This window comes from Rhodococcus sp. BS-15, assembly GCF_000813105.1.
Lineage (GTDB): Bacteria > Actinomycetota > Actinomycetes > Mycobacteriales > Mycobacteriaceae > Rhodococcoides.
The window spans coordinates 1-12,330 of the sequence record NZ_BAOX01000135.1 but is presented as its reverse complement, the minus strand read 5'-3'; the positions used below and the strand labels follow the sequence as shown (position 1 = coordinate 12,330).

At 65.6% G+C, this 12,330-nt stretch carries 10 protein-coding genes and 5 pseudogenes; 10 read left to right on the top strand and 5 right to left on the bottom strand.

What is annotated here, in order from left to right:
• The 6 genes from RHBS_RS15895 to RHBS_RS15870 all read left to right on the top strand — a co-directional run.
• The coding region (locus tag RHBS_RS15895) for an LppP/LprE family lipoprotein (protein WP_187298510.1) at positions 1–492 on the top strand (492 nt) is incomplete at its 5' end.
• Between the two features lie 23 nt (positions 493–515).
• A complete protein-coding gene (locus RHBS_RS15890; RefSeq protein WP_128646003.1) occupies positions 516–998 on the top strand; it encodes a hypothetical protein in 483 nt (160 codons plus the stop codon).
• A 328-nt stretch (positions 999–1,326) separates the two neighbouring features.
• Entirely contained in the window at positions 1,327–1,554 is a 228-nt protein-coding gene (locus RHBS_RS15885) for a hypothetical protein (RefSeq protein WP_128646002.1), read from the top strand.
• Between the two features lie 247 nt (positions 1,555–1,801).
• Entirely contained in the window at positions 1,802–2,206 is a 405-nt protein-coding gene (locus RHBS_RS15880) for a hypothetical protein (RefSeq protein WP_128646001.1), read from the top strand.
• A gap of 88 nt (positions 2,207–2,294) precedes the next feature.
• Entirely contained in the window at positions 2,295–2,684 is a 390-nt protein-coding gene (locus RHBS_RS15875) for a hypothetical protein (protein WP_128646000.1), read from the top strand.
• Positions 2,681–2,872 carry a hypothetical protein gene (locus RHBS_RS15870; RefSeq protein ID WP_128645999.1) on the top strand — a complete coding sequence of 64 codons (192 nt, stop codon included), beginning with the start codon at positions 2,681–2,683 and terminating at the stop codon, positions 2,870–2,872. Before RHBS_RS15875 ends, RHBS_RS15870 begins: the two co-directional genes overlap by 4 nt.
• A gap of 661 nt (positions 2,873–3,533) precedes the next feature.
• Here the strand turns inward: RHBS_RS15870 and RHBS_RS15860 are convergent.
• The 4 genes and pseudogenes from RHBS_RS15860 to RHBS_RS15845 all read right to left on the bottom strand — a co-directional run.
• A pseudogene (locus RHBS_RS15860) lies at positions 3,534–4,305 on the bottom strand (GTP-binding protein); the annotation flags it as partial.
• A complete protein-coding gene (gene cysD / locus RHBS_RS15855; protein WP_121869501.1) occupies positions 4,305–5,249 on the bottom strand; it encodes a sulfate adenylyltransferase subunit CysD in 945 nt (314 codons plus the stop codon). The gene cysD and the pseudogene RHBS_RS15860, both read right to left, overlap by 1 nt.
• Positions 5,246–5,955: pseudogene (locus RHBS_RS15850) on the bottom strand (phosphoadenylyl-sulfate reductase). Before RHBS_RS15850 ends, cysD begins: the two are co-directional and overlap by 4 nt.
• Entirely contained in the window at positions 5,952–7,670 is a 1,719-nt protein-coding gene (locus RHBS_RS15845; protein WP_121872331.1) for a nitrite/sulfite reductase, read from the bottom strand. Before RHBS_RS15845 ends, RHBS_RS15850 begins: the two are co-directional and overlap by 4 nt.
• Positions 7,671–8,006: 336 nt before the next feature.
• On the opposite strand from RHBS_RS15845, the pseudogene hemW reads away from it, so the two are divergent.
• Positions 8,007–9,219: pseudogene (hemW, locus tag RHBS_RS15840) on the top strand (radical SAM family heme chaperone HemW).
• Between the two features lie 10 nt (positions 9,220–9,229).
• On the opposite strand, the gene RHBS_RS15835 reads toward hemW, so the two are convergent.
• Positions 9,230–9,535 carry a type II toxin-antitoxin system VapB family antitoxin gene (locus RHBS_RS15835; RefSeq protein WP_027497503.1) on the bottom strand — a complete coding sequence of 102 codons (306 nt, stop codon included), beginning with the start codon at positions 9,533–9,535 and terminating at the stop codon, positions 9,230–9,232.
• A 133-nt stretch (positions 9,536–9,668) separates the two neighbouring features.
• On the opposite strand from RHBS_RS15835, the gene hrcA reads away from it, so the two are divergent.
• The 3 genes and pseudogenes from hrcA to RHBS_RS15820 all read left to right on the top strand — a co-directional run.
• Positions 9,669–10,712, top strand: coding sequence for a heat-inducible transcriptional repressor HrcA (gene hrcA / locus RHBS_RS15830; protein ID WP_121869503.1), 1,044 nt, complete (start codon positions 9,669–9,671; stop codon positions 10,710–10,712).
• Positions 10,713–10,810: 98 nt separating this feature from the next.
• A pseudogene (dnaJ, locus tag RHBS_RS15825) lies at positions 10,811–11,970 on the top strand (molecular chaperone DnaJ).
• A 3-nt stretch (positions 11,971–11,973) separates the two neighbouring features.
• Positions 11,974–12,330: pseudogene (locus RHBS_RS15820) on the top strand (16S rRNA (uracil(1498)-N(3))-methyltransferase); the annotation flags it as partial.

Here is a 12,330-nt window from a genome sequence, read left to right as displayed (position 1 = left end):
CCCACGCCGCTCCCCGTTCAGAGCGTCGGCCATCGCTGCGCTCGCCCTGGTCGGTCGGTCTCGATCGCAGGGTGCGGGGCGTCCGCGATCGAGGGCACTGCTCGAGCATCGGAAGTCTGCCGCACCGACCCGACCGACGACGACGACGAACCGACGTACGCCGCCCAGAAGGTTTCCGAACGCGAAGGCAAGACCTACCTGATCAGCGACCGCGGCTCGTACGACCGATGTGCGGCCCTGTCGTGGTCACTCGCCGCCGCAGACGGTGCCACCGGCGTCGAGGCCCCCACCCACGTTCTGATGTTCCACAACGGAGAATTCGTCGCGTTGGGACTTCCCTGCGCCCTACCGGTGTCCGCCATCGACTCACCCGACCCGCGCACCGTCATCGCAAGCTACCGATCCACGGACGCGCCGGAATCCGAAATGCGTTACCAGTGGAACGATTCGCTCGAGACCATCGACCGCGTCGGCCCACAGCCTCTCTGCTGACCCCACCAACGACAGGACGACTCATGACGACCCTCACCGGCCAACCGCTCGCATCCCTGACCGGATCGCACCTGAGCTCGATCGAACTCGGGATCGACGATCCCCGATTCACCGTCGTCATCGCCGACAACGCAGAGAGCACCGTCTACATCGAATTCGTCGAGCCGCTCGCCTTCCACAAGGAGCGGGAACCGAAACTGTGGTCGACACTGGTCGATCGGGACGGATCGTTGACCGCCGCCGCAGACGCGAGACTCGTCGAGCACCTCGGGAACCTGGTTCGCGAGCGGATCTCCGACCGAAACTTCTCCGTCGACACCGAACCGAGCCTGGGTGGCGACGAAGACGACGTCCTCGGGGTGAGCTACTCCGCCCCCTACGCCGCCGGGGAGACCTTCGCGCAGTGGTGGGTGCGCATCGGCTGGCCGATCATCGCCGAGACCATCAATGTCACCGACCCCGGAACGCACAACGCCCCGTACCTGCTGACCGACTTCACCAGCTGAAGCACCCGCCCGGAGGCAGATCGGCGTGTCCGACCACGACGGCGACACGGCCAGAAGCATTTTCAAAGCCGGGTGCAACCCCGCAACCATGGAGAAGGAACCCATCATGGCCACAGTCACCTACACCGTCGAGAACGTCATCGACGACGCGCACAGCAACGCGATCGTCGACGCCATCAACGACCTCGCCTACGTATCGGGCATAGCCGTCGTCACCACATAGCCACGCGCGCGCAACGACACTTGGCCAAGCATGGAGAGGCCATCGGGCGCGCCCCAGTACCCGTCCGCATCGGCTGGAACATCGACAACAGAGACAGGAGAGTTCGTGCACATTCAGATCATCGGGCAGCCGGGTGCCGAAACATATTGTGTTTCAGAGCAATCAGATTCCGACGGGTCCCTGGCCGAGCTATCGGTGTTCCGAGGAGCCGACGGGGCGTTCGTGGTTCAGATCGACACATTCGACGACACCGGCAGAATACGTGTGAACGTCAACGACGGAGCCGTCTTCGACGGTGACTGCCACACCGATGAACGCTTCGAGCTGAGGTGAGTCATCACTGGCCGAATTCGCAGTCTCGATGGTGGCCCATCGTCGGAGGATGCCACTCGCAGACCATGCACCGCCGGAACTGTCTGCGCTCGGCCTCGGACAGCACCGAGACCCAACCCGACCCCAGCTTTGCCCGCGCGGCTGCAATGGTTCCAGGGTTCTCCCGGTCCCGTTGCGTACCTACGCCGTTCATAGTGTGTGATAATAGCACAGGGAAGCCGATCGTTCGGACGTGAGAGGAACAATTGTGAGTCGCCCCGAAGACCGCCGCACGCCACCGACCGACGCGTTCGATCCCGTCGGTCGCACCGACCCGACGCCGCCCCAGGACGAGCGGGTGGACGTCGACGAGATCGATCGATACTGCACATCAATCGAAACCGCCGCGCGCCGCGCGCACGATTTGCAGTGCCTGCAACGCCGAAGCGTCGACCACGACGGCCACACCGTGACGACGGTCGAGACACCCCTGTCCGGAATCGTCCACCTCGAACGTAAACGGGTCGAGACAGGAGAGACCATCGTTTGGCTCGACGAGAGCGACGGTCTGTATCACGACACCGGGGGGACGGCCGGCAGTCCCACCCTGCCGGCGACAGACATCGAACACCTGTGGTCACGTGCACTCGCAGTTCTCGATTCCGAACGCTGAGAACTCCCGGATCAGGTCGCGGTCCCGGCATGGCCATTCAGCACGGCTCCCGCGTTTTTCATCCGACACACTCCAGGAGGCACGCTTCGTGAACCCAGAGCCATCTGCATACCCGGACCCGCGAACGGCAGTCGAGGACTACACCGACATTCGAGCGGGCGACCTTCTGCGTTACGTCGACGCGTCGGGCCGGTCGGCGGCAGGATTCGACTTCTTGGTGACCGACGTCGAGACCGAGCCCCGCGACCGAGTCGACGGAACACCACTGTTGCCAGGCTTCCACCGCCTCCATGTGGTCGCGGTGAGGCCACCCGAAGCCTCGGCTGCCACTCGACACATCGGCGACGCGACCGCGGACTACGACACCACACGGATCATCAACGCAGACGACACCCTCGTACGTGCAGACCGCCGCGCAGTCCGCGCACTCGCCGAGTACATCGATTCTCTCGATGCGACAGGACGGAAGAGCCTATGAGCGCACGCTCCGATGCCGCCCGTTCGATCGGTGACAAGCTCGACACGATCGTCGAACTGCTCGGAAGCATCGACGGCCCAGACAAAACCGAAGCAGGACAGACGATTCGGATCAGCACCGAGATCGGGGTGGTCGAGATATGGGAATCCGCCAACGACCCCGGCTGGAAATGGTCCTGGAACCACTGACAGGGGACAGTGATCCGCGCTGAATCCCCCGGCAATGTCGGTAAGGTTCGGTACCGTCGCCGACATGGCCATGGACTTCGTATGCCCCACCGGTACCCCGCCCGGCCTCCGCCCGGACGAGCCGATCATTCTCGGTTGTGGGACCCGCTTCACTGGTGAACCCGACGATGAGGCATCGTCGACTGCCCGCACTGCGGGATTTGGTTTCACCCCGCCACCGAACGGGGCGTCTCGACGCCGACTGCGGCCGGAGAGACGCCGTGACCTCGTTCAGGAACGCAAACGATCGGATCGAGAGGTTGCGGACGAAGCCGGAGATCGCCGAATTGCTGCGTACGTTCGCTGCGGAACGGGAGGCGTCGGGGGCTACGCAACGCGAGGCGGCCGGCGAGCGGTGCCGGCCCGCCGATGAGAGCGAAAGCTGACAATGATTCGACATCCCAGTCTGGGAACCGCCGGCCACACATCGAGTAGATCGCGTCGACCGAGGCGATTTCAACGGAAGGGGATCGCATGAGGAAATGGATGGTGGGCATCGCAGCTGTAGGCCTGCTCGCGGGCTGCAGCAGTGACACTGGTAGTGAGCCGCAACCGACATCGGAGACCACCGTGCGGGCAGCTCCCAGCACCACGGCAGAGCCACCGCGCACGTCGGCCCCTGCCGCGACGGAGCCCGCCGCGACCTGGCCTGCATATCCGCGATAGTCCGGGAACTCCGCGGTGCGCGGCCGGATCACGTACTGCACGGGGAATCGCAGACCGACCCGGTGCGGTTCGGCGTCGACCGGGACCGACTCGAGGTGCTCGATGAGGGTTGGACCGTCGTAGTACGGGGTCTTGTCGGACTTCACCGCGACGTTGTCGCCGTGCAGTGCGGACACCGGGATCTCGATGACGTCCTCGCTGGACCAGCCGAGGGAGGAGGTCAGTGAGTTGAACTCGGCCGAGATCTCGGCGAACACCGTTGCGGGGTCCTCGACCAGATCGATCTTGTTGACCGCGAGTACCAGGCGCGGAACGCCGAGCAGAGCGAGAACCGCTGCGTGCCTGCGGGTCTGAGTGATGACACCCTTGCGGGCATCGACCAGGAGAATCACGAGCTGAGCCGTCGACGCGCCGGAGACGGTGTTGCGGGTGTACTGCACGTGGCCGGGGGTATCGGCCAGTACGAACGAGCGGTGCGGCGTCGCGAAGTATCGGTATGCGACGTCGATGGTGATGCCCTGTTCACGCTCGGCGCGCAGGCCGTCGACCAGCAGGGACAGGTCCGGTGTGGCCAGTCCCTTGTCCACCGAAGCCCGAGTGACGGCATCGATCTGGTCTGCCAGAACCGATTTGGTGTCGTACAACAGCCGTCCGACGAGGGTCGACTTGCCGTCGTCGACGCTACCCGCGGTGGCGAGGCGAAGGAGCTGAGTTCCTGTGCTGCTCATCAGAAGTATCCTTCTCGTTTGCGATCTTCCATTGCAGCCTCGGAGACGCGGTCGTCGCCGCGAGTGGCTCCGCGTTCGGTGAGCCGGGACGCGGCGACCTCGGCGAGGATTGCTTGGTTGTCGGCGGCCTCGGACAGCACGGCACCGGTGGTGGATCCGTCGCCGACGGTGCGGTACCGCACCGACCGGGTCTGCAGCTCTTCGTTCTCGGCCGGTCCGCCCCACACTCCGGGGGTCATCCACATGCCGTCGCGCTGGTAGACGGGGCGCTGGTGGGCGTAGTAGATGCTCGCCAGTTCCACGTCGTCGCGGGCGATGTAGCGCCAGATGTCGAGTTCGGTGAAGTTGCTGAGCGGGAACACCCGCACCTGCTCGCCGGGGGAATGCTTGCCGTTGTACAGGTTCCACAGTTCGGGTCGCTGCTTCTTGGGCTCCCACTGGCCGAAGGCGTTGCGGAGCGAGAAGATTCGCTCCTTGGCGCGGGCTCGTTCCTCGTCGCGTCGGGCACCGCCGAAGACGGCGTCGAACCGATTCTCGGCGATCGCGTCGAGGAGGGGCACGGTCTGCAGCGGGTTGCGGATGCCGTCGGGACGCTCGGTGAGGCGTCCGTCGGCGAGGTACTCCTCGACGCTGGCCACGTGCAGGCGCAGGTTGTACTTGGCGACCACGTGATCGCGGAAGTCCAGCACCTCCTGCAGGTTGTGACCGGTGTCGACGTGGAGCAGCGCGAACGGCAGGGGAGCGGGCCAGAACGCCTTGATCGCCAGGTGCAGCAGGACGGTCGAGTCCTTGCCGCCGGAGAACAGGATGACGGGGCGCTCGAACTCGCCCGCCACCTCGCGGAAGATGTGGATGGCCTCGGATTCGAGTGCGTCGAGGGTGTCGAACCGATCTGCGTCGAGATGGGTTCGACCGACGGTGGCCGAGGTGAGGTCGAGTGTCATGAGGCGTGCAACCCACATTCGGTCTTGGCCTTGCCGGCCCAACGACGCTACGCGGGTCGGCTCCGGGGGCAGGTTTGACGGTGCACGGTGCGCACCCGATGGACGGATATCCCTCGTCGACGAGGGGATTGACCAGAATCGAATGTTCGTCGATGTAGGCCTGCATCTGCTCGTCCGACCACGGTGCGATCGGGTTGATCTTGACCAGGCCGAAGGCGTCGTCGAACGAAATGAGCGGGGCGTTGGCACGGGTGGGTGCTTCGACTCGCCGGATACCGGTGACCCAGGCGCTGTAGTTCGCCAGTTCCTTCTTCAGGGGTGCAACCTTGCGCATCGCGCAGCACCGGTTGGGCTCGCGGGCGAACAGGTCCTTGCCCTCGATCGAATCCTGTTCCGCAACGGTCTTCTCGGCGCGGGCGTTGACGACGTGCACGCCGTAGACGGCCTCGACGGCGTCGCGCGTTCCGATGGTCTCGGCGAAGTGGTAGCCGGTGTCGAGGAACAGCACGTCCACACCGGGGTGAACCTGCGCGGCGAGGTGAACGAGAACCCCGTCCTGCATGTTGGAGGCAACGATGAAGTCGTTACCGAAGTTGTCCTCGGTCCACTGCAACAGCTCCAGTGGGCTCGCCTCGTCGAGTTCGCGGGCACCGCGCTCGGCGATGTCCTTCAATTCCTCTACCGTCAAATTCAGCCTGGTACTCATCGCAAATCCGCCTCGTCTGCTCGCACGGCCCATTGAGCGAACCGTTCGCCGTCCTCGCGGTGCTTGTCGAAATTGCGCACCACTCTGTCGATGTAATCTCCCAGCTCGGAGCTGTTGACCTTGTGCTGGCGCAACTTTCGGCCGAAGGCACTGTCCAGTCCGAGGCTGCCTCCGAGATGAACCTGGAAACCCTCGATCTGATTCCCGGCCCCGTCGTCGACCAGCAGACCCTTGAAGCCGATGTCTGCGATCTGCGACCGCGCGCACGAGTTGGGGCAGCCGTTGATGTTGATCGTGATCGGAACGTCGAGCCGACTGTTGATGTCGGACAAGCGCTCTTCGAGCTCCGGTACTAGAACCTGTGAACGCTTGCGGGTTTCGGCGAACGAGAGCTTGCAGAACTCGATGCCGCTGCATGCCATCAGGTTCTTGCGCCAGTGCGAGGGCCGGGCAGGGAGGCCCAGCGCATCGAGGTCGGAGATCAGCTGCTCGAGCGTCTCGTCCGGAACATCGAGGACGATCAGCTTCTGGTACGGCGTGAACCGCACGCGATCCGACCCGGCCTTCTCGGCGGCGTCGGCGACGGCAGCGAGGATGGTGCCGGAGACGCGGCCCGCGATGGGTGCCACGCCGACGGCGTTGAGCCCGTTCTTGAGCTTCTGGATCCCGACGTGATCGCGGGGCCGAGCGGGCTTCTCGGGGGCCGGACCGTCGATGAGCTTGCGGTGCAGGTACTCGTCCTCGAGGACCTGGCGGAACTTCTCGATGCCCCAGTCCTTGATGAGAAACTTCAGGCGCGCCTTGGTGCGAAGCCGACGGTAGCCGTAGTCACGGAAGATCGAGACGACGCCTTCCCACACGTCCGGCACCTCTTCGAGAGGAATCCAGACGCCGACCCGCTGCGCCAGCATGGGGTTGGTGGACAGTCCGCCGCCGACCCAGAGGTCGAGGCCGGGGCCGTGTTCGGGATGGTTCACACCGATGAAGGCGCAATCGTTGACCTCGTGCACCACGTCCTGCAGGCCCGAGATCGCCGTCTTGAACTTACGCGGCAGATTGGAGTACTCGGGCTTGCCGATGTAGCGCTCGACGATCTCGTCGATGGCGGACGTGGGATCGAGAATCTCGTCGACGGCCTCGCCCGCGAGCGGGGACCCGAGCACCACGCGGGGGCAGTCGCCGCACGCTTCGGTGGTCTTCAGGCCGACTGCTTCGATCCGACGCCAGATCTCGGGGACGTTCTCCACCTCGATCCAGTGGAACTGCACGTTCTCCCGATCGGAGAGGTCGGCGGTGTCGCGGCCGAAGTCCTGGGAAATGCCTGCGAGGACGCGCAACTGCTCCAGGTTCAGTGCTCCCGCGTCGCAGCGGATGCGCATCATGAAGTACTTGGCTTCGAGCAGGTCGATGTTGTCGTCACCGGTGAAGGTGCCGTCGTAGCCCTGTTCGCGCTGGGTGTACAGACCCCACCATCGGAAACGGCCGCGAAGATCGCCCTTGTCGATGCTGTCGAAACCCTGCTTGGAGTAGATGTTCTCGATGCGGGCTCGCACGTTGAGCGGGTTGTCGTCCTTCTTGGACTGCTCGTTGGCGTTCAGTGGCTCCCGGTACCCCAGTGCCCACTGCCCCTCGGCCCGGCGCTTGGTCGGCCGCGGCGTGCGCTCCCGTGGTGTGACGGAGGCAGTGTCGGTGGTCGCGTCGCTGGTCGACGACATGCATTGCTCCTGCATCTTTGTGCTGGCCGGTTCCCAGGACGGGAGCGCAGGCAATTGCGCTCTCGACGACAGTGGGAAACCGGTGGATCGAATGGACGTGCTCGAAGGAGGGCTGGTCAGCAGCCGGTCGTGTGTCGACACGACGCGCTGCAGACACGGCCGAGATCGACATGGCGGCGCGCCACGAGTCGAATTCCTGAGTCGGTCACGGGAGCCATTGTGCCACGTCATCGGGGCGACGGACGACCGCGGCGGCTATTTACCCCGATTTCGGGGTAAATAGGCTGGCAGGACGAGTGGGATCGGGTGGGCCCGGACTCTGGGAGACTGGAGGGCGTGAATACCGTCGTACCCGTCCCGTCCACCTTCGAGCTGCCGGTCGAGGCATTCGACGGGGTGGGGGACCGCGCGTTCGGGATCTACGTGCACGTTCCGTTCTGCGCCACGCGGTGTGGGTACTGCGACTTCAACACCTACACGGCGGGAGAACTGGGCACGTCGGCGTCGCCGCAGTCCTGGTTGGAGGGCCTGCGACGTGAACTCGACACCGCCGCGGAGCTGATCCAGGCGGGCACGGGTCGCGTTCCGACGGCAGACACCGTCTTCGTCGGCGGTGGCACGCCGTCATTGCTGGGGGGGCGACGGTCTGGCCGACGTCCTGGCTGCGGTGCGGTTCAGTTTCGGCCTGACCGACGGCGGCGAGGTGACCACGGAGTCCAACCCGGAATCGACGTCACCGGAATTCTTCGACCGGCTCCGCGATTCGGGCTTCACTCGAATCTCGCTCGGAATGCAGTCCGCCGCACCACATGTGCTCGCCGTGCTCGATCGCACGCACACACCGGGTCGCGCGGTCGCCGCGGCCAAGGAAGCACGTGCGGCAGGATTCGACCACGTCAATCTCGATCTCATCTACGGCACCCCGGGCGAGCGTGACGGTGACCTGGATCAGTCTCTTGCCGCCGTGCTCGACGCCGGCGTCGACCACGTCTCGGCGTACGCACTGATCGTCGAGGACGGCACCGCGATGGCCCGTAAGGTCCGGCGCGGTGAGCTGCCCGCACCCGACGACGACGTACTGGCGAGCCGATACGAGCGCATCGACACGGCGTTGAACGCCGCAGGCCTGTCCTGGTACGAGGTGTCCAATTGGGCCACCGACGCCGCAGCGCAGTGCCGCCACAACATCGGCTACTGGGACGGCGGCGACTGGTGGGGCGCGGGACCCGGTGCGCACAGCCACATCGGCGGCACGCGGTTCTGGAACGTCAAGCACCCGGCCGCGTACGCCGATCGCCTCGCCGCAGGACACCTACCGGTGCTGGGCAGCGAACTGCTCAGCGCCGAGGACCGACACCTCGAGGAGCTGATGTTGACCGTGCGGCTCCGCTCGGGAGTGCCGAAAACTCTGCTGGGGCCGGCCGAGCGCGCCGCTGCCGAGCAGACCGTCGCGGACGGGTTGATGGTGCAGCGCGGGGAACGACTCGTGCTCACCGATCGGGGCCGATTGCTGGCCGACGCGGTGGTGCGCACCATCGCAGCCGCCTGAAGAACCTGGGTCAGGCGCCAAGAGCGTCGTAGTCGAACACCCTGGCGTGCAACACCGTTCGACTGCGCAGAGCCGCACGCACTGCCCGATGCAGGCCATCCTCTAGATAGATGACGCCGCGGAACTGCACCGCGTGGGGGAACAGGTCGCCGTAGAAGGTGGAGTCCTCGGACAGCAACCTGTCCAGCTCGAGCACCTTGGTGGTGGTGACGATCTCGTCCAGACGGAGCTGGCGTGGCGGAATTCTCGACCAGTCTCGGATGGACAGACCGTGCTCGGGATACGGCTTTCCGTCACGAACACCTTTGAAGATCATCGCGAGCCTCGAGCCGCTGAACCGAATCGAAAGAACGTTTCCACTCGGACCACAGTAAGGCCTTGCACGAGCATGCGTTCGCCGGCTACTAGACTCGAGCGACGATTGGAAACGAGAACGGAGGTGGGCACCGATGTCGAGCACCGACGACAGGCGGTTCGAGGTTCTACGAGCGATCGTGGCGGACTACGTGTCCACCCAGGAACCCGTCGGTTCACGTGCCCTGGTCGAGCGCCACAACCTGGGAGTGTCCAGTGCGACGGTGCGCAACGACATGGCCGTGCTCGAGGCCGAGGGCTACATCGCCCAGCCACACACCAGTTCCGGCCGGGTGCCGACCGACAAGGGCTATCGGCAGTTCGTCGACCGGATAGCCGACGTCAAGCCGCTGTCGGCGGCCGAACGTCGCGCCATCCTGGAGTTCCTCGAGAACGGCGTCGACCTGGACGACGTGTTGCGACGCGGTGTCCGGTTGCTGGCTCAGCTCACCCGTCAGGTAGCCGTGGTGCAGTACCCCACGCTGTCGGCGTCCTCGGTTCGCCACCTGGAAGTGGTGGCGCTGACCCCGGCCCGGTTGCTGCTGGTGCTCATCACCGACTCCGGGCGAGTCGATCAGCGCATCGTCGAACTCGGTGACGTGATCGACGACGAGAATCTGGCTCAGCTGCGGCGTCTGCTCGGTAGTGCGCTGGAGGGCAAGCGGCTGGCGGCGGCGTCGGCTGCGGTGGCCGAACTGGCCGAGAACGCTCCGCCCGCGCTGCGCGACGCGATGATTCGATCGGCAACGGTGCTGGTGGAATCACTCGTCGAGCACCCCGAGGAACGCCTGGTCCTCGGCGGGACGGCGAACCTGACGCGCAACGCCGCGGATTTCGCGGGCGACGCTGGGTTTCCCGGATCGCTCAGAGCGGTACTCGAGGCGCTGGAAGAGCAAGTGGTCGTCCTCAAGCTCCTCGCCGTGACGCAGGACACCCGCACCGTCACGGTGCGGATCGGCGAGGAAACCCAGGTCGAGGAGATGCGCGGGACATCGGTGATTTCCACCGGATACGGGTCGGCTGGCATGGTCCTCGGAGGAATGGGTGTTCTCGGGCCGACCCGAATGGACTACCCAGGAACAATTGCGTCGGTCGCCGCGGTTGCCAGGTACATCGGCGAGGTCCTGGCCGAGCGCTGAGACGAGCGAGAACCGATCGAACGCAGGCGGCGGGGGCACGGGCGGCCGGAACACAGCTTCATCGAACGAGATACATCTTCTAGGACGAAAGAGACGACGTGGCACGGGATTATTACGGGACTTTGGGCGTCGGCCAGCAGGCTACGGACCAGGAGATCAAGCGCGCCTACCGCAAGCTGGCGCGAGAACTGCACCCGGACGTCAACCCGGACGAGGCCGCGCAGGCTCGATTCAAGGACATCTCCACCGCGTACGAGGTGCTCTCCGATCCGGAGAAGCGTCGCATCGTCGACCTCGGCGGCGACCCGCTGCAGCAGGGCGGCGGAGGCGGCGGTGGTGGTGGATTCGGTGGAGCCGGATTCGGCGGCGGCCTGGGAGATGTGTTCGAGCGTTCTTCGGCGGCGGCGCGGGCGGATCGCAGCGTGGGCCCAAGGGCCGCGTGCAGCCGGGAGCGGACTCGCTGCTGCGTACCAAGCTCACCCTCGACGAGTGCGCCACGGGCGTGACCAAGCACATCACCGTCGACACGGCGATTCTGTGCGACCTGTGCACGGGCTCGGGCACCAACGGTGATTCCAAGCCGGTGCGCTGCGAAACTTGTGGCGGTGCCGGTGAAGTGCAGTCGGTGCAGCGCTCGTTCCTCGGCCAGGTCATGACCAGCCGTCCGTGCCCCACCTGCCGCGGCGCAGGCGAGACCATCCCCGACCCCTGCCGCAAGTGCGGCGGCGACGGTCGCGTTCGGTCGCGTCGCGACATCTCGGTCAAGGTGCCGGTCGGCGTAAGCAACGGCATGCGGATCCGACTGGCCTCACAGGGCGAGGTCGGTCCAGGCGGCGGACCCGCCGGTGACCTGTACGTGGAGATCGTCGAACAGCAGCACGAGGTGTTCGTGCGCGACGGTGACGACCTGCACTGCACCGTCCGCGTCCCGATGGTCGACGCAGCTCTTGGCACCTCGGTCAACATCGACGCGATCATCGACGGACCCACCGAGATCTCGATCGAGCAAGGCACACAACCGAATTCGACGACGGTACTGCGTGGTCACGGTATGCCCAAGCTGCGGTCCGGTATTCGCGGCGATCTGCACGCGCACCTCGAGGTCATCGTGCCGACCAAGCTCGACAGCAAGCAGACCCACCTGCTCGAACAGCTCAGGTCGATGCGCGACCGCGACTCGGCCGAGGTCGTCACCACCGGTTCGGCACACAGCGGCGGCCTGTTCTCGCGGTTGCGGGAAGCCTTCAGCGGTCGCTGATCCATGGCCCCCACGGTCTTCTACCTCTCGCCCCTGCCGAACGTCGGGGAGCTAGCCGTGCTCGACGGCAAGGAAGGGCACCACGCCGCGACCGTGCGACGCATCCGCGTCGGCGAGCGGGTGTTGCTCGGTGACGGAGCGGGCGGCTTGGCCGACACGGTCGTGGCCGCAGCGGAGAAGAACCGGCTGGAACTGACCGTGCAGTCGCGCAGCGAGATGCCGCGACCCACCCCGGTCGTGACGCTCGTGCAGGCATTGCCGAAGGCGGACCGGTCGGAGCTGGCAGTCGAGCTGGCCACCGAAGCGGGCGTCGATGCGGTCGTGCCCTGGCAGTCCGGGGCGGTGCGTCGCACGGTGGGA